The organism is Floridaenema evergladense BLCC-F167 (genome assembly GCF_041929205.2).
Taxonomy (GTDB): domain Bacteria; phylum Cyanobacteriota; class Cyanobacteriia; order Cyanobacteriales; family Aerosakkonemataceae; genus Floridanema; species Floridanema evergladense.
Window position 1 is genome coordinate 301,586 of sequence record NZ_CM171625.1, and the last position, 22,573, is coordinate 324,158.

Below are 22,573 nucleotides of genomic sequence, written 5' to 3' on the forward strand. Positions count from 1 at the left end.
ATTTATTGTTGTGGAGCGATCGCAAATACGTCAGCGTCGATTACTGTGAAAGGGAGTTGGGAGAGTGCGATTCGCGTTGCGGAATCGCCAGTTATAATATGAGAAATATAATAGTGAGCCATGCTAGGATTAGGCTATAGTTGATTATCAGTTTAAACAACTATGAGTGTGATTATTCCAGATGAAATTTTACAAGCTACTCGGATGTCGGAAGAGGAGTTAAAACAAGAAATTGCTATATTGCTCTTTCAAAAAGAGAAATTAACACTAGGACAAGCAAGCAAACTGGCAGGAATGAATCAATTTTTATTTCAACATTTACTAGCGAGTCGTCAAATTCCTTTGCATTATGATGTAGAAGATTTAGAAGCCGATCTCAAAACTTTGCGGGAGATGGGCAGATTGTGATTGTTGTGAGCAATACTTCTCCGATTAATAATTTAGCTGCTATTGGTCAGTTAAGTTTATTGCAACAAATTTATGGTCAGATAGTTATTCCTAATGCTGTTTATCAAGAGTTAACTAATATTCCGGTTGCTGGGACGATCGAAGTAATAACATTTGAGTGGATTGAAAAGCGAGAAGCAACAAATTCAACTTTGGAGTTTTAGGAGTATTACTAGAAGCTAAAAGTCAAGGATTAATTTCTACAGTTAAACCGTTGCTCGATCGCAAATCCGTCAGCGTCCATTACCGTAAAATGAGGTTGGGAGAGTGCGATCGCTATCTTCTTTTGTTAAATGAAACGAAGACGTTAGCGCAATTCAAAAAATGCTTAAACCTTTTATTTTGCTCTCATTTCCTCAATACTAATACCTTTACCTTCTCTCAAACTCTGACGCGCTTGTGCAACTTCTGCTTGAAAACGCGGATCTTGCAACAATAATTCTTCCCACCAATCTTCAGTATCTTCTAAACCAATCAAAATTCCCACAGGTTTTCCATCGCGAGTAATCACAATTCTTTCTTTTTCCGCTATTTCCAGGTAGCCAGATAGGTTATTTTTGATTTCTTCGATCGGTACTTGTTTCATTCTTCTCTCCTACCATATTCTCCTAACCATTCCATCGCCTCAGATTTTTCTCTAATACAGAGAACTTCTACGGTTCCAACTCTCTCATCAGTGTAGCTTACATCGTAAAAATACTCGCAGGTCATCTCTCACAATAGCTGCACAAATTCTGAGTAGCTCCGCTATTTTCTTTTGTTAAACGTAGCTATATTTTTGACCAATTTCTCGAAGCCAGCCTTATCATATTCTGAAGATAACATATTTACTAACTTTTCCAACTCAAGCAAATCCTCCCTATATTGCACATCAGATAGTTGTGACGCTAATTGTGAAGGTAAAATTATTCTTAAATCGTTTTCCCTATTTAAGACATCTACCGCATTTTTTAAATTAGACCAATGATGATATTTTTGTGAGTCTGATAAAGTATCCACTAGGATTTTCAAATCAGAAATTTTATTTCTATCGTGATTAGATACGAAGTCTGACAAAATCTTGTTATTAGAAACAAGATTTACTAACTCTTGCATCTTATAAAAATCGTTGGCATAATCATCCGATAAGATATATACTAGTTTTTCCAACTTAGATAATTCTTGTCTGTGATGTTCATCAGACAGCAGTGAGATTAACTCGGTTTCCATATTGAGAAATCTTGCTAAATCTGCATAAGTTTTTGAATAAGTTCCTGACCATGTTCTTTTCCAAATCACTCTGTTGTCTGTAAAAATAATTCCTTTTGCATCATTCCAAGTACTAGTATCGATCAAAGCCATTACCTTTTCGTCAGGGTTAATTAATACCCATTTAGATAGAGCCTTGGACAGTTTATCTAAGGGAATATTAGGAGCAGAAAAACCCTCCTCAAAATTGTATAGCTCCATTTTATTTTTGAGAAATGCTCCCAAAGTTCCTGGGAGTGGATCTTCAGTTAAAGTATATGTCCGAGTTTCTAACTGGTGAAGTACAGATTGATCTCGTTGCTTTTTCCCTTTGAGAAATGACCAAATTGCCCATGCTGTAACTGATGCTATGAGAGTGGCACCGCCAGTGATTACACTCAGTCCACCAAGAGCAGAAATGATGGCAGTAATAGCAGCAGCACCAGATAATGTACCCGCTACTCCTAAAGCAGTAGCAGCAGTCCAAGCAGCTAAAACGCTGACAGCACCAGCGATTGTTCCTGTACCAATTGCAATTCCCAGATTTTTTCGATCTTTATCATCCATTTCCGAGACTAATGCAATAGACAGCAGTCCGGCGGCTCCAATCAGTGCGGCTCCTCCTGTTGCTACTGCTAACCCACCCAGCATTCCCAAACCACCTGCGGCGACAGAACCACCACCCAAAAAGGCTAAAGTCGCATTTGTAGCAGCTGCTCCAGACAAACTACTAATGCTGACACCTGTTGCTGTTTCTACTCCAAATGTACTCAATATTTTATTAGCTAGTGGAACAATTCTGGCTCCATTGCTAGCGGCATTCAACTGTGATTTAGCATCTTGTAAAAGATCCTTGGCTACTTGAGGTGAAATTTCTTGAGGATCTAAATTTTGATGTTTAGTATCTAATTCCTGATCTTTTGCTATTGAGTAAATGAATTTAGCATTTTGGGGAATTTCAGCATCGTTTATAAATGCGTCTAAGGACTTCAAATTTACTTCATCATCTACTTTTTTGCCCTCGCGCACCCTTTGATAAATTGATTGGTAAATTTTCCTTTTTTCATCACTGATATTTTTGCTTTCGTCAATTAATTTTACGATAATGAAGTCAACTGTTAAGGCTCTTGATTGAGTACTAGCTAAAAAGTAAGTTTGTTTAATTTCTAATGGCAGTGCTGAGTTGGTAACAATAGAATCAATGTCTGTCAGTGCTTTAAAGTTAGGAACTGGTTCGCCAGCGCGGACGTATGCGTAAGTTCCTCTAATTTGTTTCTTCTCTGGCTCTTTTAAATTAGATTTAGATAATGCTGATTCAATGGTTTGCTCAATTCCGAGAAGACGGGAGTTAGTGCTAGCAATGTGGTAACGTTCTTTAATTTGCTGGTCTAGATTTGAGGTAGAAATAATATAATCTAGAAGAGCCAAGGTACTCTGATCGTCAAGGTACTCTCCATTCTCAACTTGTTCGTAAACAGATTTACATTTAGCTTTGCTTGCTTCTTCGATAAATTGGGTATTTTTGTCTATTTCTTGATAAACTTGGTCAGCTATTCTGAATTGTCGATCGTATAAAGTATGAAGAACTACAAGAATATCGTTTTCATTTTCACCAATTCCTTTAATAGTAATTTCTTGATTCTCTAAAGTTCGGGAGGGAATTTCTATTTGGCAAATATCTCCTGAGCGGAGATTGACTGTTTGCTTTCCTCCGTTTCTGGCTGTTACATAAGGAACAAAAATATGATACTTTTCTAATATAGAGTTACTGTTGGATGATTCCTGGGTAGCGGCGATCGCACTACCCGGATCAAGTAAGTCTTTTGTGAGCAAACTGATAGTTCCTAACGCAATATAACTAAGGAAATGGCGACGGTTTAACGAAAAAGTATCTGGTTTATCCATGATTGATATCTTCAGAAATCTGAACCTTGATGATACTGAATTACCTTTATTGGTAATAGTACATCTCTCGATCGCCAACTGTGAATACGAATAAACACGGATCTTTCGGAAATTTTTTAACTTTGCAAGCTAAGGTAGCTTAGGGTAGATTAAGTTAGCTATTTTTAATAATGTAATCTGAAGGGGATTAAAATTTTTCGTGTTTTTTCCTTAGTTTCTGAAAGGTAAATTTACACTTGTAGAGTAAGTATTAAAATTATTATAAACTATTGATTGCAGAAATGATTCGCCTAGCTAAACCTAAAGCTTGCTCAGTTTTTGATGACAGTTTTGGAAAAGTATCATTGTAATCAGCTTGGTTGCGAAAATCCCGTAAACGCTGCAATTTTTCGCCCAACTTTCGCCGCTTTTCATCAGCACTATTCTGAAATTGTTCGATAACATATTTGTGAGTTTTTTCGCGGGGTATTGTTAACCGATTGCCATCTCTTAAAAAATTCCGTGCTTGCATAAAAGCAGCGTAGTATGCTCTACTAATAGCTGAACGAAGTTTAGCCTCCTCACTAGAAACTTCAGTAGTGTTACCAGCAAGTTCCCGTGCTAAATTCAGATATTCCGACCAATTAAAAGTCATTTTATTCTAAACTATCTAAGTTAAAAAACATCTTTCCTTTACCTCTATTTGGCACTTCTACCCACCAATCATCTAATAAATCCATCCTATCCAATGCTGCTTCTGTTTCTAAGTTGGTAGCAATATAAACAACTAAATGGGGGTGATCAATTTCTGGATCGGGAACGTATTCTAAAAACAGTGGTGCATCGGGAAAATGTTGGCGAATCTGGGTGTGTACTTCTAGCAACAAGGGAATTAGGAAAGGGTGTTTTTCCAGAAAGTCTAAAACTTCGGGTTTTTGGAGGAAGTTATATAAGTTTTCTAAGGATTCAAAATCGAGGTTAGCCAGACTTTTTTGTAGTAAAATCTGAGCTAGGGTAGTGCGATCGATCTGACGGCGTTTTGCTTCTTGGGTTAGGCGATCGCTATCTTCTTTTGGTAGTTGAATATTCAGCGTATTTGATTCGCTCATCTTTACTATGCTCAACTTTTGCTATCTTCAAATTGAAGAAAATGGTTTTAATTGTTAACTTGCTCAAGCCAACTAGTTAAATCTATTTCACTCTGAAAATCGAGGATTGCTTCTCCCAAATCTTCCAGCTGATTCACGGATAAACGGCGTATTTGTTCTTCAATATTGGGTGCGATCGAGCCAAATCGACGACTCAACAATCGCATCACAAAGGAAACAGCTTCTCTCTGAATTCCTTGCTCAATTCCTTGCTGGTTCGCATCTTGAATTCTTTCTAGATACAATGGCGATAATTGCATAATTAACTCCCGATCTTCTGAATCTAAATCTTGACGAGCTTCTAAAATTGCGAACAAATTCGATAAAAGTTCGAGTACGTTGTCTTTAAATGGGGTTGCGTTTGGTAGAGAGTTGAATTGGGCGATCGCACTTTTTTGCACATTTCCTTTTCCCAACAATCGCAGCCAGAGAGTTTCCGGGGTCTTAGGAAGTTGGTGAATAACGACGATCGCAGTTCGCAACGCTGGCGGGAGAAAATAAACGCCCTCACCAAAACTTTCCCATTCTAAAATAGCACCAAAACTGTCTAAAATGGGTTGAGAAAGGGTGGGCGTTAAAATCCAAAGCCGGGGGCGATCGCCTGAGACAAGCTGTTTCTCTTCTCGGTTAGAAACTCGGTTTGACTCGGCATTAAAATCGAAAAGTTTGCCGATACAACTGCAAATATTATCGCTACTAACTGGGTTCCGATACGGTTCAATTATAGCAGTAGTTCCCGCTATTTTTCCCAAAAGTCCTAATGTTTTAATTAGGCTCTCATTCTGAGAGTGAGGTACAAATAAAACATCAATTTCTCGAACTTCCGCAGTCACATCTCGACTGATTTTTACTGAGCCTAACGGTGTGAGAAGTTCTTCTAAGTATTGTTTAGCAAATTGATCGTAGACGAATCTGGTCATTGCAGATTAACACCCCCTCTATCATAGAAGCTATTAAAGAAATAGAAGAGTTGTATGTTTAAGTATTAACTTTCTCAAGCCAGCTAGTTAAATCTGTTTCACTTTGGAAATCGAGGATTGCTTCTCCCAAATCTTCTAGCTGATTCACGGATAAACGGCGGATTTGTTCTTCTATGTTGGGTGCGATCGATCCAAATCGACGATTCAACAATCGCATCACCAAAGAAACAGCTTCTCGCTCGATTCCTTGCTCAATTCCTCGCTCAATTCCTTGCTCAATTCCTTGTTGGTTTGCCTCTTGAATTCGTTCTAGATACAATGGTGATAATTGCATAATTAACTCCCGATCTTCTGAATCTAAGTCTTGACGAGCTTCTAAAATAGCGAATAAATTCGATAATAGTTCGAGTACGCTATCTTTAAATGGGGTTGCGTTGGGTAGAGAGTTGAATTGGGCGATCGCACTTTTTTGCACATTACCTTTTCCCAACAGTCGCAGCCAGAGAGTTTCCGGGGTGTTAGGGAGTTGGTGGATAACGACGATCGCAGTTCGGAACGCTGGCGGGAGAAAATAAACCCCCTAACCAAAGTTTTCCAATTCTAAGTTAGCACCAAAACTGTCCAAAATGGGTTTAGAAAGGGTTGGTGATAAAATCCAAAGCCGGGGGCGATCGCCTGAGACAAGCTGTTTCTCTTCTCGGTTAGAAACTCGGTTTGACTCGGCATTAAAATCGAAAAGTTTGCCGATACAACTGCAAATATTATCACTATTAACCGGGTTTCGATACGGTTCAATTATAGCAGTAGTTGCCGCTATTTTTCCCAAAAGTCCTAATGTTTTAATTAGGCTCTCATTCTGAGAGTGAGGTACAAATAAAACATCAATTTCTCGAACTTCCGCAGTCACATCTCGACTGATTTTTACTGAGCCTAACGGTGTGAGAAGTTCTTCTAAGTATTGTTTAGCAAATTGATCGTATACGAATCGCGTCATTGCAGTTCCTCGATCTTCAGATCCCCAACTTCTTCAAGAAGTTGGGGATCTCAAACTCTATTCTTCTATCTTACTACGCTCAATTTCTGCTATTTTCAAAGGTATTTTTACTTCCTGCGGTGGCGGTGTTACTGCTTCTAAAGAAGTACCAACTAAGCAAACTCCTACTAAACTAACTGCGTACAAATTAGCATCTTCTAACTCAGCACAAAGTAAATTTGCTCCGGTTAAATTTGCCCCGGTTAAATTCGCGCCTCTTAAGTCTGCTTCTTCCAAATTGGCATTACTTAAATTTGCCCCTTGTAAGTCTGCTTGGCTCAAATTTGCGCCATGTAAATTCGCACCACTGAGATTAGCACCTCGCAAGTCGGCGGCGCGTAAATCTACTCCTTGTAAATTTACACTCATCAAATTTGCACCGCTTAAAAAAGCACCTGCAAAAGACGCTTGAGTTAATTTTGCGCCCATTAAATTTGCGCCTCTGAGGTTACTTCCTCGCAAGTCAGCACCAGTTAGATCTGCTTGCATTAAGTTAGCACCTAACAGAGTTGCTCTTACATCTGCTGCTACTAATTGAGCGCTTAATAAGTTTGCGCCTTCTAATTTGGCGCTTTCTAATTTTGCACCACTTAAATTAGCACCAACTAAGTTAGCACCAGCGAGATTCACTCCTCTTAAATTGCTGCCAGAAAGGTCTTCTTCTTCTAAGTTTGCTCCTGGCAATTGTTTAACTTTTCCGGCGCGAATGGCTGCAATATCCATGAGCTTAATTAACTGTTAGTTTGTAAAATAGTTTGTAATTCTTCGGCAATTTCTGGATCGAGTAACCACATTCCAGTTGTTACTTTTGGGGGAATAACTTGCAAGTCTAATCCCTGTTGTAAACCCATGACTAATAAGCCTAAAGTTTCTACTAGTTTAGGGTCCCAACGTTCGTTAGCTTGGGCTTGAAATTCTCCTAAAGCTTTTGTTAAAGCTTCTGATTTACTCAGGTTTTCTGTTTCTTTTATGAGTTGATTTACTCGTTGTTCAAAGTTAGTGATTAATCCCAATATTCTCGATTCTAAGGGTATAGCATAGTAGGCAAAACCACCGGGATAACCTTTGCCGTTCCACCATTCGGTTTGATGGGTTAGAATGTGTGCGATCGCCTGCAACCTCGGCATCTTCCGTAAAGCTTGGACATTCGGTTCTAAAGGACAACAAGGCGCTTCATCTAAACCTGTAACTGTTGTTACTCCCAAAGGTACTAAACCATGCAATAATCCTGCTAATCTTAACCGTTTGATTTGCCACGCTGGGAGGTCTAAAAGTTGCCCCATGACTTCGGCTAAAGCAGCGATTTCTGCTGTTGCCATTGGATTTCCAGTATTAGCTAATTCCATTAATTGCGCCATTCTCACAAAGGCTTGCAATTCGTTGGAAACTAAGTTTATATCTAGTTCTTCATGATGAGCAGCTTGTAATTGTTCGGCGATTAAATCTTGTTGACTATGTTGCAAGTAATCAACGACGCGAGAAACAATTTCTCCTAAGTTATCTTGTTGGGCGTTAGCAGCTTGGGCGGTGATTTCTTTAACTTGGGCGGTTAATTTTTGCTCTAATTCTGGGTTGTATTTGGCTAGGTGTTCGATCGCTAATTCCACCGTTTCTAACACTAACCCCGGTTCAAATGTCCAAAACCCATAAAATTTCCGTTCTCGATCTTCCTCTGGTACTCCTTGTGCCCCATAATCTTGTGGCGTTAGTTCTTGACAAAGTACCATCGCTGTGTAGCTAGGCGATAAAATGATTAAATGCCATTCTTGGGCGACGGGATCGATCGTTTCCAAACTCACCAACTCTACATTTGACATTTGGCTGGTCGGATGTTCTGCAAAACCAGAGTCGGGCGATGCCATAATCACAATTTGCCGCGATTTTTTGGCAATATCACCATATCTGTCTGCTTCTTGCAGATACCACTTTCCCCTTTGAAAGGCGGTAATCATGAGGGGGGAGGTGTTAGAGGTTAAAATGCTGTCTTCCAGAGCGTGACAGAGTGCAACCAGCGTGTTTTTGTAGTAGACTCCAAACCGCAGCGGTCTGGGGCTGGATTTGTGGGCATCGGCTAGTTTTTGCAGAATTGAGCCTTGTAGCATGGTTTTTTTTATTAAACCGCAAAGGACGCAAAGAGCGCGAAGGAAATTAAAGAGACTTATTGCAGATAGGGGAGATAAGCTGTCACGCATTTAAATCACTTATAAAGATTGCAGGGGAGCAGGGGGGCAGGGGAGAGAATTAGACGAATTTTCTTCTGTTTCCAAACAATCCAATTTAAATGCGGAACAGCTTAATGCCTACCTTACTCGATTTTATTAGACTTTGAGTAGTTGTTTTTCGGTGCTTTCAATTGGCGCTTTGAGTGATTGTTCTAAGTCGGCGCAACCGAGTTTTTGTTCTAAAATTCGCATGACTTCGCGCCCAAAATCATCGGGGTTTTGTCGCCATGCTTGCAAGCAAACTTCGCCAAAGAAAGAACCGAGGGGTTCGGGGTTCCACAGGAGTTTTTTGGCTGTCCAAGGCATTAAGCTCATGGGATCGTATCCTGGTTTGAGGATATCATTTTTGAAGGCATATTCTTCTAAATGAGTGTGGGGTTGTAACCCAATGAAAAATATGGCTGGTTCAACTTTATTTTCTCCAAAAATTCGCTCTAGTTCCCGATGGTAAGCTATGGTTTGGCGAATGGTTTCTGGAGTTTCGTCAATGACATTAAATGAGTAGTTTACCGAAACTAGGTCGTTAAATCCAGCGGCTTTTAAATCTCGGCAGTTTTGTAAGACTGTGCGAAGATTATAGCCCATTCGCATTTTTCTTACTAGTTCTTGGGAACCACTGGTAATGCCAATTTCAAAGTAGTTCATCCCGGTTTTTACCATCAAGTCACATAATTTGGGTGTCAAATTGTCGGCTCTGATGTATGCTGCCCAATGAATATCTTTCATGCCAGAATCGACGATTTTTTGTAATAATTCAATGGCATCGTCGATAAATTTCCGGGCGGGGATAAACTGAGCGTCAGTAAACCAGAAATTGCGAATTCCTCGATCGTACAATTGGCGCATTTCCGCTACAACTTCATCCGCTGGGTTAATGCGGACTTGCTTGCCTTCAATTACTGTGTAAACGCAATAGCAGCAATTGTGAGGACAACCTCGCTTGGTTTGTACGCCAATGTAAAAGTCTCGATCTTGGAGATAATATGGAAATTCCGACCAAATTTTGGCGATGTAATCGTAATTACACGCGGTTTTTTCAATGTTAGTTGGTGCTTCGTGAATTAACTTTTCGCGTGGTGCACTTTCTCCGACTACATAACATTTTTCATTACTAATATCTTGTTGGCGCAACAGTTTTTCTAACAGTCCTTCCCCTTCTCCCACAGAAACGATCGTTCCTTGAGGTAAGCTTTTCCCTAACTGTTCGTAAAAGACGCTGACTGCACCGCCCCCAACGATCGATCGCGCATCTGCATTATACCTCTGCGCCCGTCTCAATCCCCGCTTAATTAAACCCAAATTCCGCCACAATTCACTATAGTAAGCCGTTGTTACCCGCAAACCACCCAACGCCCCCCGCAATTTAATCAGAGGATTTTTGGCATAGTAAAACTCAAAAGCGTGTTGTAAAGGGTTTCCCCCTCTACCTCCCACTGGCGCATAAATTTGAATGTCGCGCCAAGAAAATACCAGCAAGTTCGGTTGAAACTCATCTACGCAAGCATCCAACGCCGAACCAAAATCCAAAGGTGGTACCGTTCCTAAATCAAATATCCGCTGTTCCACTGCCGGAAACAACTTCTGCACATGATCCGCTAAGTATACAACCCCAATCGGAAATATGGGATTACAAGGGAGACGAACATAGAGTATGCGAGTTTCCATCCTGCGACTCTCTCTAGTTAAGGACTTCTCTGGCTTTCCTAAGCTGGAACTTTAATCAGACGATCCGATCGCTTTTATGTAAATATTTATAATTTTTACATAACTTTACGATAGCACTGCTCGCACTCATAATTCAGCAAATGGTATGAGATTTTTGCTTCCCCAACTCCCCCAACCACAGGTTTTCCTACCCTTTCCCCTTGCCAAAGTTATAATTAAAACTTATTATATTAATAAACAAACCAAATAGTGACGCTCAACACAAACACCAAAATAATATTTCCATCCCTATACCAACAGAGAGATTTACCAAATATTTAAAATAAAAATTTAAGAAATTTATGAGGTTGGTAGTCGGATTTACAAATTCCTGGGATCGCTAGTGTTAACCTTAATAATGTAACCCGTTTTTCGCAGATCTCCCTAGTACCTATGGCTCAAATTCTTGATCCCCTACCATCCAACTATAAAAATGGTATCGTTTGCTGCTATGTGAATGCAACCAGTAAAATACAGGTTGTACGAATTAGTAACCTCCCAAATTGGCATTTTGAACGAGTAGTTTTTCCCGGACAAAGATTAGTCTTTGAATCTATGCCACAAGGTGTTCTTGAAGTTCATACAGGTATGATGGCTAGTGCAATTTTGTCAGATAAAATACCTTGTATAACTCTCCGCATCGATATGGAACTTAATGAATCAGGAGATGAAGATTCAGAAAAGGAAGAAGATAGTACTTCAACTGCGGAAAAGGAATTAGTACAACTCAAAAGGTAATAGTGTTTTAATAGCTTGTGCTTTACCTAACTCTAGATAAAAATTTCTTTGCGATAAGACTTTAGTTAATCAGGGTAAACGCCATAATTAATACTAGGAATGCTAAGCAAGCTCGACATTATGTAAAAAATACTGTAGAGCAGAACCTTGCCATTGTATTGAATTGTGGTGTTTTACCTTGAATTTACCCGATTTTATTTGGTTGTGGAAAATCGCTGCTTGGTCAATGGGATTGTCTTTAACAGCTTATTTGCTGTTAGGGATGACCGGAATTTGGATATCATATACTCGTTTACTCAAGCAACAGCGTCCTAAGTGGCTGCGACCATTTCATTACTTGATTGGTGGTGTAATGGTTGCTTTGGTATTACTATTATTAGCGATCGGCATTGTTGGCACCTTGGGTCACTTTGGTAGTTTAGGTCATTCCCCTCACTTACCAGTTGGCTTAACAGTCGTAGCCTTAGTTTTACTCTCAGCTGGTAGCGCTACTCAAATCAGCCCTCGCAGACCTTGGATAAGATATCTTCATGTTGGAACTAACATTGTGCTACTGGTAGGATTCCTGTTAGTTACCCTGACAGGCTGGAACGTTGTCCAAAAGTATTTGCCTTAGCCGTTTATCTCTCCATAAGACTGCGTAATTGTATCTAAAAAAACATTTTATTATATCTATCTGGCGATAGATTTACGTTTTTATATAATTTGAGTAAAAAGTACTCTATAAAAGTATGGAGATAACTTTCAGGCGTGCAAAAATGTCTTACTCTACCGTAAAATCAGGTTTTTTTGTAATTGGAACAAAAGGTTCACCTGTCATCGAGAAATCACGACAAGGTAATTACGCGTTAGTATTCCTGAAGCGGAGTGATGCAAATCGCTATTTTGAGCAAATGTGCCAACTTCGCCGAGTGCCACAGCAAGACTATAAAATCAGTACAATGCCAATTCATCTCATCCAACGTTTACTCAGTCACGCTAGGGTGCAAGTATGCGTGATTGACAACTGGGATAAAGTGGTTGCTTAAAAGGTAATCAGCTTAAAAGCACACCTGAACTGATAAGGTAAAATTAACCTTGGTTTAGGAAAGTTTGGAATCAACCTCAAAGCTTTAATTGTAGGAAAAATTACTAAAATTACTAAAATTGTGCATCTACGGTTAAATTATTAAGGAAAGTCTGCAATTTTCCTGTCTCAACAAATCCGGTGAATCAACTAACATCGCAAACTAATACAACTGAAGAAGTTTCCATCTTTCCCATTTCTCCCCTCATTCGTGTCACCCTGTTAAGTTTGTACATTGCACTAACTATTCCCCTGCCGTTTTTGGCTCATGTGACAGATGCGCCTGTACCACCTGTGTTACTTTGGGTGGGGATTGCGATCGGAGCAATTGCAGTTTATGGTGCTTTAAGTGAAAGAGTGATTTTGGATAATCATGGCATTCAAGTCACTTACCCAAAATGGTTTCCCCAGTTTATCCGCAAAGGTTGGTCTTTACCTTGGACAGAAGTTAAAGAATTAAAAATGCGTACCACCGGACAAGGGGGAATAGTTTATTATTTCCTGAACAATTCCGGTCAAGGGTTTTTACTGCCCATGCGCGTGGTAGGATTTGCCAAAATGGTTAAACTGGTGGAGGCGAAGACGGGTATTGATACCCAAGATGTCCGACCTTTGGCTCAACCTTGGATGTATTTCATTTTGTTAGTATGTACCCTGATCCTATTTTTAGCTGATGTTTGGACAATCTCGACGGCTGTTTCTCTAGGTGGTTAAGATAACAGCAAAAGATTCTACTACTAGCCTTCTTGCTAAAGTCAGAATTAGATTTTTTTACCACAGATGTCCACAAATAAACACAGATGGGATGACTGATTTTATCAGAGGTTTTTACAGATTACCGTGTTTACATAAATACGGCAATTTGTGCCGACATGACAACAGATACTATTTTTATTTTCACTGCCCTAGTGAAGAATTTATCATAGAGCATATAGACAGTTTATAAAAATAGTTTTGAAACAATCATAAATTTATGAGCGGAATCTTTGAAATCTTAGAAAAGATTAGAACCAGACCAGGAATGTATATCGGTCGTGCTTCGGTGAGCGATTTGTTTATGTTTTTGGTGGGATATAAAACTGCTAGACGCGAGTTAGGAATTGAACTTTGTGAGTCTGAAAAGGATTTTGCTGAACATTTCCATGATTGGGTACAACAACGTTTTAATGTGCGGACTAACAACTCTTGGGCAAAAATTATTTTGCTATTTACTCGTGATGAAAAGGATGGTTTCGATTGCTTTTATAAGTTGTTGGATGAGTTTAAGCAACGGGATCAAAGTTTAGATGAAAATCGGGAAAAGGTGATTCAAAGTTATTCGGTAGTTAATCAGGTAGCTGAAGAAGTGGGATAGTCTGAACTCCCAATTTTGTTAAATTAAGAAAACTTAGCTAAATTATTTATGATCGCATCCCCAGATAAAATTCCGCAATTAAAAGTTTCCCAAGTCAGTTTGGCGGCGACGGTAGGGATGGGTTTTTTGCTTCAGGATATCTCTTTTGAGGTGTTGGCTGGGGAAAGAGTTGCTATAGTTGGGCCATCTGGTGCGGGAAAAACTTCGCTATTACGGTTGTTAAACCGCTTAAATGAGGCGAGTAGTGGCAAGATTTTGCTCGAAAATCAGGATATTCGGCAAATACCGCCTACTCAACTGCGTCAGCAAGTGACTTTGGTTTTGCAAGAGGGGAAACTTTTGGGAATGACGGTACAGGAGGCGATAAGTTATCCTTTGCTGTTGCGGGGTTTTTCAGCGACGCAGGTTAAGGAACGGCTATTTTATTGGCTGGAGAGGTTACATATTCCCGAAGATTGGCAAAATCGCACGGAAATCCAACTTTCTGCGGGACAAAGGCAACTGGTTGCGATCGCACGCGCCCTAGTCATCCAACCTAAAATTCTACTCCTAGATGAGCCAACTTCAGCACTAGATTCCGGTCGTGCATCCCACCTCATTCAAATCCTTACCCAAATTCCCCAAGAATTTGGTACAACCATTCTCATGGTCAATCACCAATTAGAATTGGCACAACAGTTTTCCACCAAAGTTTTACATTTACAGCAAGGAAAATTGGTAGACTTCATCGCTTCCGAGAGATTGGACTGGAAACAACTGCGTCAAACTTTTATTGACTTGGAACGGCGAGAAGCAGAGGAATGGTAAGGTTGGGGACTGGGGACTAGGGACTGGGGGACAAGGGGACAAGGGCGAGTTTTGAGTTTTAAGTTATTAATTCAAAACTTAAAACTTAAAACTCAAAACTAACGAAGGGACAAGGGGACACTTCTTGGAGAGTTAAAACTCAAAACTCAAAACTCAAAACTTAAAACTTAAAACTCAGAACTCTCCCAATCCCCAATCCCTAATCATTTGCTAATTGGTAAGGGTTGATTAGCAGAGGTAGACTGAGAAAATCCCCTTTCGGTTGTTCCAGTTCCGCGTCGCTGTTCCTCTACTCCATGATTATCGGAGTTGTCTAACCCTGAATTATACCCGTTAAGAAACTCCGGGTTAAACCGATAGCCAACATTGCGGATAGTTTGAATGATACTCGGTTGGCGAGGGTCGGTTTCCAGTTTTTTCCGCAGAGAAAGGACGTGAGTATCAATAGTTCGGGGGTTATCTATTGCATCGGGCCAAGCTCTGTTTAATAATTCAGAACGACTTAATGGTAGTCCTCCAGCTTGTGCCAAAACGTATAACAGACTAAATTCTTGAGGTGTTAAATCGATTAACTCTTCTTGGAAACGTACCCGTCGCTGCACCAAGTCGATTTTTAAATCGCCATAATCTAGGTAAGCTGGCGGGATGTTCATTCGATTGCGCCGAATCAAAGCTTCGATTCTGGCGAGAAACTCTTGCATTCCAAAGGGTTTAGTTAAATAATCATCTGCGCCTGCTTTTAATCCCGCAACTATATCGGCTTCTGTATTCCGTGCAGATAGCATGAGAATGTAAGGTTGGTGCTGGCGTAATAACCAGCGACAAAATTCTAAGCCATCGCCGTCGGGAAGTTCGGCATCGAGAATTACTAACGTCGGTTGACGCAGAAGAAAAACTTCTCGCGCTTGGTAGAGGCTGGCAGCTTGATAGACGCGATATCCTACCTGCTGTAAGTGCCAGCCAAGTAGCGATCGCAGATGGGGATTACTTTCAACAATTTGAACACTAACTGATGCCACAGATGCTTGCCTTCCTTGGCCTTAGCGAACTTCAAATTAGCAGAAAACTTTGCCGATTTTTGTAACGAATGTTACTGCTATCCCAAGTAATACTAGTCGCTTTTACTATTGGAGAAAATCAATTAGTTTTTACATCGCGAACAAGAATAATTCTCAACAGGCTATAAGAATTTGATCGCCCTCCTCAACTAGGAAATCTTTACTAAAATTTATGCCTTATGTTTAACATATCTTCAATTGTTTTTCACAATTCCTGACTTGCGTCTCTACACCTTGTTTTTGGGTTATACTACCTCCTTAAGACATAATCTTAAGTACAACTAGGCAGAGAAATGAAGTTAAAATAAAAATATGATAGCGATCTATCTCTAATCACTATCTACTTGTACCTGAAAAAATTCAATATTTCTGGTTTATGCCAATCTAGTAAAATTGTGTATCAACCACAAATTTTCAACAACCAGTAACTTCTACTAAATGAAATGCCAGAGGATCATTATACATTAGTTGCTACTCAAAGACAAATTACTGGTTTGCTATCAAGCCAGAGAAGTTCAAGAGGAAGCGAAGAGGATAAGATGAGCCTGACATCCAAAATTTTGCAGAAGCTTTGGGAAAAACGATCGACATCTCTTAGGATACTGTTTAATCCCGACAACTATCGGTAAATAATCTGCTTATAGATAGTGTAGTGGAAAGGAAAAACCCAGTTATCCTAATCAATAACCAGAATGAAACCAATCTTTGTCCGTTTTCGTCAATTTATTTAGGAAAACAGTAGATTTCAATAGACTATTATGCTACAAGACACTCAAACTATTCGCCATTACCAGAAACTTACTGATTCCCTAGTTGAAATGTGGAATCGGGGATATAGATTCGATAGTTTACGGCTTTATTTGGACGGCTATTTAGCAGCTTTACGGCAAAGCAATGCTTTAGAACCTTATCACATTCATCGTTTAGAAGAAGAAGCTACTCGTTACATTTACGACCCATCAAATTTTGAATTACCAGAACCTGAACCCGAATCTGATTATTATTAGCTTTTTTCAGATAGGTGGTCAATGGTAACAGGGGGCTAGCGACGCTACTTCCCAAACCAAGCGTCGGTAGCTGATGGTGTTATTAGGAGAATGATTCAAATATTTAATAGAAATTTAGCAAAGCTGTTATTAATTCTGATGATTAGTTAATGTGCTAAACTTGCTGAAAATGGGTAGTTAAAGTTAAGATTTAAGTTTTATTGATTATTAATCAAGATTAATTGCTTGTTGTTCTTCTGGTAGTAGAGAAGTTTCTGCGGGGATTTCTGGCTGTGAGGTATTAATTACTTTTGGTAATTGTGGTTTAATTAGCAAACTGACTCCAATTGCCCAAGCAATAGCAACTGTCCAACCTGCTAAAATATCGCTGGGGAAATGTACGCCTAAATACAAGCGAGTCCAGCCAATAGTGAAAACAAATAAACTGCCAAGAATGAGTATTGGTAAGCACCAAATAGTTCCCCAAGTTAAAATTACCAAAGTAGCAACTAAAGTCATACTAGTCATGGCGTGACCGCTGGGAAAAGCGTAATCTAATTCGGGGGCGGGTGAATCCCAAAGATGGGGACGAACTCGGTGCATAATCTCTTTAGCGGTGCGATTAATGATAGTAGCACCTGTAGCAGTGGTGACTAAAAATGCGAACGATCGCCATCTTTTCTGAAATAATAATATAAGTGAAATAAGCACTACGATCGGAAAAACAATTTTAATCGAACCGAATTTCGTTAAATTAACAGCTAAAATGTCTAATTGTCTCCTTGATGTTTCATGAATTGCTAACAAAATAGGCTGATCCCAAGGAAAACCAGTAGTATTTACTCTAACTTCGATCGCTAATAAAGCAAAAGTCTGTAAAGGTAAATAGACTCCTAAAAACAATAGTAGCAACCCTCGCCAATGAGCGATGAAAAGTTGTTTCATAAACTCAAAAAATTTTTCAGCATATTACCAAGAGTTACTAGAACGCTTCTTTAATATACTATGCGATCGTCAAATTCAGCAGTCCAGATCTACCTCTGAACTCCATGTAGAATCAGATGTCGTTAAATGAGAAAGAATTTACAAAATTTTAAATTTAATTCTTAGCTAAAATGCTCTAGCGAAAACTACTTTCATAACCTATAAAGTGATTATAATTACAAAAACTACCTGACAGAATAGTAAAAATCAGCAAAATCTTACCTCATCTTAAAATTGCCTTAAAGTTCTATAGATAAACTCCATAAGGATAAATCATAAGTATTAAAACAACAGGCATTAACACCAATTTGTCTGTAAAAGACCGAAATTCTTGTAGAGCAAAAGTAATCTCAAAATATGCCTAAAATACCTCACCGCACTAAAATCGTCGCCACCCTTGGCCCTGCTAGCAACACACCAGAAGTAATTGAAAAATTGGTGAAAGCAGGGATGAATGTTGCCAGATTAAATTTTTCTCATGGTAGCTATGAAGATCACGGACGTACAGTTTCTCTGTTAAGAAGTATTTCGGAAAAATTAGACACGCCAATTACAATTCTGCAAGACTTACAAGGGCCAAAAATTCGAGTAGGTTTGTTGTCTAATGGGGCAATGGGTTTAATTGAGGGTGAGAAAGTTACACTTGTACCCATTTCAGAGTATGAAGATCAATTTGATACCATACCTATTGATTATCCTGATTTAGCAGCAGATGCCAATCCAGGAGAACAAGTACTTTTAGATGACGGACTTTTGGAACTGAAAATTATAGAGATTTCAGGAAATGCAGTAGTATGCGAAGTAATTAAAGGCGGGATTCTGAAAAATCGCAAAGGGGTAAATTTTCCTAACTTAAATTTACGTTTACCTTCTCTAACAGAGAAAGATCATCAAGACCTAGAGTTTGGTATTTCCCAAGGAGTAGATTGGATTTCTTTAAGCTTTGTTCGTAAAGCAGAAGATGTTCGCAACTTGAAAGAAATATTAGCTGCTAAAGGTGCAGACATTCCTGTAATTGCCAAAATTGAAAAACCGCAAGCTATTGCCAATATTGAAGAAATTGTCAATGAATGCGACGGTTTAATGGTAGCAAGAGGTGATTTAGGTGTAGAACTGAGTCCCGAAAAAGTGCCGCTTTTACAAAAGCGAATTATTCGGATGTGCAATCGCAAAGGTATTCCGGTAATTACTGCTACCCAAATGTTAGATAGCATGATTAATAATCCTCGTCCAACTCGTGCAGAAGCAAGTGATGTTGCTAATGCGATTATGGATGGAACAGATGCGGTTATGCTATCTGGTGAATCTGCGGTGGGAAGCTATCCTGTGGAAGCGGTGGAGATGATGGTGCGGATAGCTTATGAAGTGGAAAAAGATTTAGAATTTGAGAATAATCCGGCAGTTAAAAGTGATGAAACTCATGCTTTAAGTGAGGCGCTTAATTCGATTGACAAAACATTACCATTACGTTGTATTGTGGCTTTCACAAGTACAGGTTACACGGCATTAATTGCTTCGGGAGAACGTCCAAAAGCCCCTGTAATTGCGCTTACTCCTAATATTAAGGTTTACCATAGGTTGAATTTAATTTGGGGGGTGACTCCTTTGTTGGTGGATTACCAAGTGGAGACTTTTGAAAATGCTTTGTGGCAGGCGGAAACTTTTTTGGTACAACGGAAATTGGCGGCAATTGGCGATCGAATTTTAGTTATGGGTGGGATTCCCATGCAGCGTGCAGGAGGGACTAATTTCTTAAAAATTCATACTATTAGTATGTAGAGAAAAGGTACGTTGTTGCGCTTTAGCGCAGCAGTCTAGCGCTAAAGCGCAACAACGTACTTAGCTTAAGAAAGTATCAAAGGTTTCTTTGTTTGGTAGAGAAGGTTGTGCGCCTTTTTTAGTTGTGGTTAAAGCGCCTGCTGCTGCACCCCATTTAATCGCTTCTCGTAAAGATAAACCACTATCAAAAGCAGCTGCCATTGCTGCATTAAAAGCATCGCCAGCGGCTACAGTATCGATCGCATTTACTTGAAAAGCTGGTAGCATAAAACTGTCGGAAGCATTGGCGCAAAAAACTCCTTTATTTCCTAGTTTTAATACTACTGTTTCTACGCCTTTACTGATAAAAAATTCGACGGCTTTTGTCATTGTTTCTTGATTAGTAATCTCAAATCCTACTAATCGACTCGCTTCGGTTTCATTAGGCGTAATTATATCAGTTAAAGAGTAGAGTTCATCAGATAATTTTTCCGGTGCTGGTGCGGGGTCGAGAATTACTTTTACTTTGGCTTTTTTTGCGGCTTCTGCGGCGGCGATAATTGCTGGAATGGGGACTTCTAATTGTAATAATAAAACGCTGGCATTGGGTAATAGTTTTTCTAGTCTTTCGACATCTGTATGGTTAACTTTTCCATTGGCACCGGGAACTACTATGATGGTGTTTTCGCTGCGATCGTCAACAGCAATTACTGCTACACCAGAACTTGTAGTATCATCAATTAAAATTGAGTCAGTTTGCACACCTGCAACTTTTAAAGATGCCAGTAATTCTTGTCCGAAACTATCATTACCAACACGCCCAATCATATAACTAGTTTTGCTTAAAAGTGCCGCACCAACTGCTTGATTTGCGCCTTTACCTCCCGGCGCGGTAAAAAAGTCGTAACCCAGGAGAGTTTCGCCGGGAACTGGTAAGCGAGGAGTCCTGGTGACGAGATCCATGTTGATGCTGCCAAAGACAATTATACTCATATTCAGGAGTTTGATGATGCGAATTTACCTTGCTGGGCCTGATGTATTTTTACCTGACCCGATGAAAGTTGCTAATGCGAAACAAGAGATTTGTCAGAAGTATGGTTTTATCGGGATGTTTCCTTTCGATAATAATCTAGATTTAACCGATTTGTCGGCTAAAGAGGCGGGAATTGCGATCTATAAAAGTAACATTCAACTGATGAATAGTTGCGATTTAATTGTGGCTAATATGACTCCGTTTCGGGGGTCAAGTATGGATGTGGGTACGGCTTTTGAAATGGGTTATATGACGGCTCAAGGAAAGCCTGTTTTTGGTTATACTAATGATGGTCGTTTGTTTGCTGACAGGATTCCACAAATTTCTGCTGATTTGGACGATCGGGGAATGGCGATCGAGCATTTCGACATGGTAGATAATTTAATGCTAGAAGCTGCAATTATCGTCAGTGGCGGAGAGTTGAGAAGTCAGCAAATAGAACCAGAAAATTATTATACTGAGTTAAAGGTTTTTGAAGAAGTAATTAAAGTTGCTGCGGAAAAGTTGAAATAATACATTAATTATGAATACCCCAAAAGCTAAACCTAAAATTATTCTCGATACCGATCCCGGTGGGGATGATTCTTTTGCTTTGCTGTGGTTATTGAGTTTAGTAAAACAGGGTTTTGTAGAACTAGTTGCTGTGACTACGGTTGATGGAAATGTTCATGCAAGATACACTTTTGTTGGTGCTAGTAAAATTTTGAAATTAGCAGGTTTTCCATTAATAGAGGTTGGCAAAGGTGTGATTGGTGGATCGGAAAATGATTTAGAAGATGCAAGGGGAATTCATGGTGGTGATGGAATGGGAAATCTTTCTCATACTTTGCCGGAAATTGATGTTAATTATGAAGATGCGGTTTATTCTGATGATATTTTAATTGAGAAATTAAAGGCTAATCCGGGAGAGATTGTTGTGATTGCGATCGCACCCCTAACCAACTTAGCATCGGCTGAGAGAAAATGCCCTGGTATCCTGAAAAAAGCCAAGGAAATTATCATTATGGGAGGCGCATTTAAAGTTCCTGGAAATATTAAACCAGAAGCAGAATTTAATATTGCTTATGATGTAGAAGCTGCGGCGACAGTGTTTTCTAGTCGAGATGATATTGTAGTTATCCCAATTGATGTAACACAAAAGCTAGTTTTTACGAATGAAATGGCTGAACAAATAAGCCAAATTAACCCAGAAAGTGAGATTTCAAAATTTATAATTTCCCTCTGTAAATTTATGACTAAAACTGCGCTGGCTTTTCGAGAAACGCAAGGGAAACAAGGTTTTTTGGTGCATGATGCTGCGACTTTAGCTTATTTGTTTTATCCTGAAACTCTGTTGTTTCGTCGCGCTGAGGTGATGATTGAAACTAAGGGCGAATGGACTAAAGGAAAAACTCTGTTTGATAGTCGAAATAAGACGAAATTTGGTGCTAATACTTGGGTAGCAATGGAAGTTGATAGTGTTAATCTTTTAGCAGTGATGATGGAAGATTTAAAGGTTCTTATTTGTGATATTTGAGTTGTAACAGAGGTTTTTTTAATGAACCGCTAGGCGTAGTCTTCCCGTAGGGTAGGACGCAAAGAACGCGAAGGAAAGAAAAAGAGGAAGTTTTTAATCCTTTATTTATTCCTGTATTTTCTTTTTATCTGTAGCGGTTTACTTGAAAAAGTATCATAAATTACAAAAAATATTCAACTAAATTTGTATATAGCAAGTAAACTTGGAATAATTGGGGATTGAGAACAAGTTTTTGTAAATTGTAGCTTTCACCTAAAAAAATGATTCAAACTAACAGCGACGGGAAAAGAATTTTTATTTGTGGGTCTGCTTTAAGAGGGCAACCAGATCATAAAAATTTACAAAATGCTAAATTTATTAAATCTGCAAAAACTCAAGCTTTATATCGCTTACACGCAGCAAAAAATGGTTGGCATCCTGCAATTTACCGAGTAAAAGCAGGAGGAATTAGTATTCCTGGTGAGGTTTATGAAATGACACAAAAGGAATATGAATATCTCTTAGCTAATGAACCGCCAGATATGTATCCGGGAGATGTAATTTTAGAAGATGGCGAAACTTTAACGGCTATGCTTTATCCGCAAGAATTAGCAGAGAAATACAATTGGCCTGATATTTCTCATTATGGCGGTTGGGCAGAATATAAACAAGATAGTAACAAATTAATTTAGTAAAAATGTCATTTTTT

Annotated in this window: 26 protein-coding genes and 1 pseudogene; 13 read left to right on the plus strand and 14 right to left on the minus strand. The window is 39.2% G+C overall.

From position 1 onward, the window contains the following. Positions 1–162 precede the first annotated feature (162 nt). Positions 163–408 (plus strand): UPF0175 family protein, encoded by a 246-nt coding sequence (locus ACE1CA_RS01340; RefSeq protein WP_413279042.1) that lies wholly within the window; start codon positions 163–165, stop codon positions 406–408. Further along, a pseudogene (locus tag ACE1CA_RS01345) lies at positions 405–599 on the plus strand (PIN domain-containing protein); the annotation flags it as partial. The gene ACE1CA_RS01340 and the pseudogene ACE1CA_RS01345, both read left to right, overlap by 4 nt. Before the next feature lie 185 nt (positions 600–784). On the opposite strand, the gene ACE1CA_RS01350 reads toward ACE1CA_RS01345, so the two are convergent. The 11 genes from ACE1CA_RS01350 to ACE1CA_RS01400 all read right to left on the minus strand — a co-directional run bounded on the left by ACE1CA_RS01350 (position 785) and on the right by ACE1CA_RS01400 (position 10,546). Beyond that, positions 785–1,033 carry a type II toxin-antitoxin system Phd/YefM family antitoxin gene (locus ACE1CA_RS01350; RefSeq protein ID WP_413279044.1) on the minus strand — a complete coding sequence of 83 codons (249 nt, stop codon included), beginning with the start codon at positions 1,031–1,033 and terminating at the stop codon, positions 785–787. Further along, complete coding sequence (locus ACE1CA_RS01355; RefSeq protein ID WP_486517611.1) at positions 1,030–1,158, minus strand: hypothetical protein; 129 nt, start codon at positions 1,156–1,158, stop codon at positions 1,030–1,032. The genes ACE1CA_RS01350 and ACE1CA_RS01355 overlap by 4 nt, the downstream gene beginning before the upstream one ends. Before the next feature lie 36 nt (positions 1,159–1,194). After that, complete coding sequence (locus ACE1CA_RS01360) at positions 1,195–3,579, minus strand: hypothetical protein (protein ID WP_413279045.1); 2,385 nt, start codon at positions 3,577–3,579, stop codon at positions 1,195–1,197. Between the two features lie 259 nt (positions 3,580–3,838). Next, on the minus strand, positions 3,839–4,213 hold the full coding sequence (locus ACE1CA_RS01365; protein ID WP_413279046.1) for a HEPN domain-containing protein: 375 nt from the start codon (positions 4,211–4,213) through the stop codon (positions 3,839–3,841). A gap of 1 nt (position 4,214) precedes the next feature. Continuing rightward, positions 4,215–4,667 (minus strand): hypothetical protein, encoded by a 453-nt coding sequence (locus ACE1CA_RS01370; RefSeq protein WP_413279047.1) that lies wholly within the window; start codon positions 4,665–4,667, stop codon positions 4,215–4,217. Between the two features lie 47 nt (positions 4,668–4,714). Continuing rightward, the gene (locus ACE1CA_RS01375; RefSeq protein WP_486517612.1) at positions 4,715–5,626 is read right to left on the minus strand and encodes a DUF4351 domain-containing protein; all 912 of its coding nucleotides are present in this window, start codon (positions 5,624–5,626) and stop codon (positions 4,715–4,717) included. Between the two features lie 58 nt (positions 5,627–5,684). After that, positions 5,685–6,101: a DUF4351 domain-containing protein gene (locus ACE1CA_RS01380; protein WP_486517613.1), complete on the minus strand. Its 417-nt coding sequence runs from the start codon at positions 6,099–6,101 to the stop codon at positions 5,685–5,687. A 105-nt stretch (positions 6,102–6,206) separates the two neighbouring features. Continuing rightward, the gene (locus tag ACE1CA_RS01385; RefSeq protein WP_413277861.1) at positions 6,207–6,620 is read right to left on the minus strand and encodes a hypothetical protein; all 414 of its coding nucleotides are present in this window, start codon (positions 6,618–6,620) and stop codon (positions 6,207–6,209) included. Positions 6,621–6,677: 57 nt separating this feature from the next. Continuing rightward, positions 6,678–7,382: a pentapeptide repeat-containing protein gene (locus tag ACE1CA_RS01390; protein ID WP_413277860.1), complete on the minus strand. Its 705-nt coding sequence runs from the start codon at positions 7,380–7,382 to the stop codon at positions 6,678–6,680. A gap of 8 nt (positions 7,383–7,390) precedes the next feature. Next, positions 7,391–8,761: a DICT sensory domain-containing protein gene (locus tag ACE1CA_RS01395; RefSeq protein ID WP_413277859.1), complete on the minus strand. Its 1,371-nt coding sequence runs from the start codon at positions 8,759–8,761 to the stop codon at positions 7,391–7,393. A 216-nt stretch (positions 8,762–8,977) separates the two neighbouring features. After that, on the minus strand, positions 8,978–10,546 hold the full coding sequence (locus tag ACE1CA_RS01400) for a photosystem II high light acclimation radical SAM protein (RefSeq protein ID WP_413277858.1): 1,569 nt from the start codon (positions 10,544–10,546) through the stop codon (positions 8,978–8,980). Between the two features lie 432 nt (positions 10,547–10,978). Here ACE1CA_RS01400 and ACE1CA_RS01405 point away from each other — a divergent pair, with 432 nt between their 5' ends. The 6 genes from ACE1CA_RS01405 to ACE1CA_RS01430 all read left to right on the plus strand — a co-directional run bounded on the left by ACE1CA_RS01405 (position 10,979) and on the right by ACE1CA_RS01430 (position 14,550). After that, positions 10,979–11,323 carry a DUF1830 domain-containing protein gene (locus ACE1CA_RS01405; RefSeq protein ID WP_413277857.1) on the plus strand — a complete coding sequence of 115 codons (345 nt, stop codon included), beginning with the start codon at positions 10,979–10,981 and terminating at the stop codon, positions 11,321–11,323. A 178-nt stretch (positions 11,324–11,501) separates the two neighbouring features. Next, positions 11,502–11,939, plus strand: coding sequence for a DUF4079 domain-containing protein (locus tag ACE1CA_RS01410; protein ID WP_413277856.1), 438 nt, complete (start codon positions 11,502–11,504; stop codon positions 11,937–11,939). A gap of 142 nt (positions 11,940–12,081) precedes the next feature. Beyond that, positions 12,082–12,351 carry a hypothetical protein gene (locus tag ACE1CA_RS01415; protein WP_413277855.1) on the plus strand — a complete coding sequence of 90 codons (270 nt, stop codon included), beginning with the start codon at positions 12,082–12,084 and terminating at the stop codon, positions 12,349–12,351. A gap of 179 nt (positions 12,352–12,530) precedes the next feature. Beyond that, a complete protein-coding gene (locus ACE1CA_RS01420; RefSeq protein WP_413277854.1) occupies positions 12,531–13,103 on the plus strand; it encodes a hypothetical protein in 573 nt (190 codons plus the stop codon). Between the two features lie 259 nt (positions 13,104–13,362). Continuing rightward, positions 13,363–13,743, plus strand: a complete 381-nt coding sequence (locus tag ACE1CA_RS01425) for a hypothetical protein (protein ID WP_413277853.1) — start codon at positions 13,363–13,365, stop codon at positions 13,741–13,743. Positions 13,744–13,791: 48 nt separating this feature from the next. Then, complete coding sequence (locus tag ACE1CA_RS01430) at positions 13,792–14,550, plus strand: ABC transporter ATP-binding protein (protein WP_413277852.1); 759 nt, start codon at positions 13,792–13,794, stop codon at positions 14,548–14,550. Positions 14,551–14,753: 203 nt separating this feature from the next. On the opposite strand, the gene ACE1CA_RS01435 is transcribed toward ACE1CA_RS01430, so the two are convergent. Then, positions 14,754–15,569 carry a response regulator transcription factor gene (locus ACE1CA_RS01435; protein ID WP_413277851.1) on the minus strand — a complete coding sequence of 272 codons (816 nt, stop codon included), beginning with the start codon at positions 15,567–15,569 and terminating at the stop codon, positions 14,754–14,756. A 797-nt stretch (positions 15,570–16,366) separates the two neighbouring features. Between ACE1CA_RS01435 and ACE1CA_RS01440 the strand changes: the two genes are divergently transcribed. Then, complete coding sequence (locus ACE1CA_RS01440; protein ID WP_413277850.1) at positions 16,367–16,615, plus strand: DUF6761 family protein; 249 nt, start codon at positions 16,367–16,369, stop codon at positions 16,613–16,615. A gap of 207 nt (positions 16,616–16,822) precedes the next feature. Here ACE1CA_RS01440 and ACE1CA_RS01445 read toward each other — a convergent pair whose 3' ends face one another. After that, the gene (locus ACE1CA_RS01445; protein ID WP_413277849.1) at positions 16,823–17,539 is read right to left on the minus strand and encodes a phosphatase PAP2 family protein; all 717 of its coding nucleotides are present in this window, start codon (positions 17,537–17,539) and stop codon (positions 16,823–16,825) included. Positions 17,540–17,935: 396 nt separating this feature from the next. On the opposite strand from ACE1CA_RS01445, the gene pyk reads away from it, so the two are divergent. Continuing rightward, on the plus strand, positions 17,936–19,357 hold the full coding sequence (gene pyk / locus ACE1CA_RS01450) for a pyruvate kinase (protein WP_413277848.1): 1,422 nt from the start codon (positions 17,936–17,938) through the stop codon (positions 19,355–19,357). Positions 19,358–19,417: 60 nt separating this feature from the next. On the opposite strand, the gene rbsK is transcribed toward pyk, so the two are convergent. After that, positions 19,418–20,329, minus strand: coding sequence for a ribokinase (gene rbsK / locus ACE1CA_RS01455; protein WP_486517614.1), 912 nt, complete (start codon positions 20,327–20,329; stop codon positions 19,418–19,420). Positions 20,330–20,342: 13 nt separating this feature from the next. On the opposite strand from rbsK, the gene ACE1CA_RS01460 reads away from it, so the two are divergent. From ACE1CA_RS01460 to ACE1CA_RS01470, 3 genes are all read left to right on the plus strand, one after another. Beyond that, positions 20,343–20,882, plus strand: coding sequence for a nucleoside 2-deoxyribosyltransferase (locus ACE1CA_RS01460; protein ID WP_413277846.1), 540 nt, complete (start codon positions 20,343–20,345; stop codon positions 20,880–20,882). A gap of 10 nt (positions 20,883–20,892) precedes the next feature. After that, a complete protein-coding gene (locus tag ACE1CA_RS01465; protein ID WP_413277845.1) occupies positions 20,893–21,885 on the plus strand; it encodes a nucleoside hydrolase in 993 nt (330 codons plus the stop codon). Positions 21,886–22,145: 260 nt separating this feature from the next. After that, the gene (locus ACE1CA_RS01470; RefSeq protein WP_413277844.1) at positions 22,146–22,556 is read left to right on the plus strand and encodes an allophanate hydrolase-related protein; all 411 of its coding nucleotides are present in this window, start codon (positions 22,146–22,148) and stop codon (positions 22,554–22,556) included. Positions 22,557–22,573 lie beyond the last annotated feature (17 nt).

Coding starts and splice junctions, on each gene's coding strand:
- ACE1CA_RS01340 (WP_413279042.1), top strand. CDS start 163: ATGAGTGTGATTATTCCAGATGAAATTTTACAAGCTACTCGGATGTCG.
- ACE1CA_RS01350 (WP_413279044.1), bottom strand. CDS start 1,033: ATGAAACAAGTACCGATCGAAGAAATCAAAAATAACCTATCTGGCTAC.
- ACE1CA_RS01355 (WP_486517611.1), bottom strand. CDS start 1,158: ATGACCTGCGAGTATTTTTACGATGTAAGCTACACTGATGAGAGAGTT.
- ACE1CA_RS01360 (WP_413279045.1), bottom strand. CDS start 3,579: ATGGATAAACCAGATACTTTTTCGTTAAACCGTCGCCATTTCCTTAGT.
- ACE1CA_RS01365 (WP_413279046.1), bottom strand. CDS start 4,213: ATGACTTTTAATTGGTCGGAATATCTGAATTTAGCACGGGAACTTGCT.
- ACE1CA_RS01370 (WP_413279047.1), bottom strand. CDS start 4,667: ATGAGCGAATCAAATACGCTGAATATTCAACTACCAAAAGAAGATAGC.
- ACE1CA_RS01375 (WP_486517612.1), bottom strand. CDS start 5,626: ATGACCAGATTCGTCTACGATCAATTTGCTAAACAATACTTAGAAGAA.
- ACE1CA_RS01385 (WP_413277861.1), bottom strand. CDS start 6,620: ATGACGCGATTCGTATACGATCAATTTGCTAAACAATACTTAGAAGAA.
- ACE1CA_RS01390 (WP_413277860.1), bottom strand. CDS start 7,382: ATGGATATTGCAGCCATTCGCGCCGGAAAAGTTAAACAATTGCCAGGA.
- ACE1CA_RS01395 (WP_413277859.1), bottom strand. CDS start 8,761: ATGCTACAAGGCTCAATTCTGCAAAAACTAGCCGATGCCCACAAATCC.
- ACE1CA_RS01400 (WP_413277858.1), bottom strand. CDS start 10,546: ATGGAAACTCGCATACTCTATGTTCGTCTCCCTTGTAATCCCATATTT.
- ACE1CA_RS01405 (WP_413277857.1), top strand. CDS start 10,979: ATGGCTCAAATTCTTGATCCCCTACCATCCAACTATAAAAATGGTATC.
- ACE1CA_RS01415 (WP_413277855.1), top strand. CDS start 12,082: ATGTCTTACTCTACCGTAAAATCAGGTTTTTTTGTAATTGGAACAAAA.
- ACE1CA_RS01425 (WP_413277853.1), top strand. CDS start 13,363: ATGAGCGGAATCTTTGAAATCTTAGAAAAGATTAGAACCAGACCAGGA.
- ACE1CA_RS01430 (WP_413277852.1), top strand. CDS start 13,792: ATGATCGCATCCCCAGATAAAATTCCGCAATTAAAAGTTTCCCAAGTC.
- ACE1CA_RS01440 (WP_413277850.1), top strand. CDS start 16,367: ATGCTACAAGACACTCAAACTATTCGCCATTACCAGAAACTTACTGAT.
- ACE1CA_RS01445 (WP_413277849.1), bottom strand. CDS start 17,539: ATGAAACAACTTTTCATCGCTCATTGGCGAGGGTTGCTACTATTGTTT.
- pyk (WP_413277848.1), top strand. CDS start 17,936: ATGCCTAAAATACCTCACCGCACTAAAATCGTCGCCACCCTTGGCCCT.
- rbsK (WP_486517614.1), bottom strand. CDS start 20,329: ATGAGTATAATTGTCTTTGGCAGCATCAACATGGATCTCGTCACCAGG.
- ACE1CA_RS01460 (WP_413277846.1), top strand. CDS start 20,343: ATGATGCGAATTTACCTTGCTGGGCCTGATGTATTTTTACCTGACCCG.
- ACE1CA_RS01465 (WP_413277845.1), top strand. CDS start 20,893: ATGAATACCCCAAAAGCTAAACCTAAAATTATTCTCGATACCGATCCC.
- ACE1CA_RS01470 (WP_413277844.1), top strand. CDS start 22,146: ATGATTCAAACTAACAGCGACGGGAAAAGAATTTTTATTTGTGGGTCT.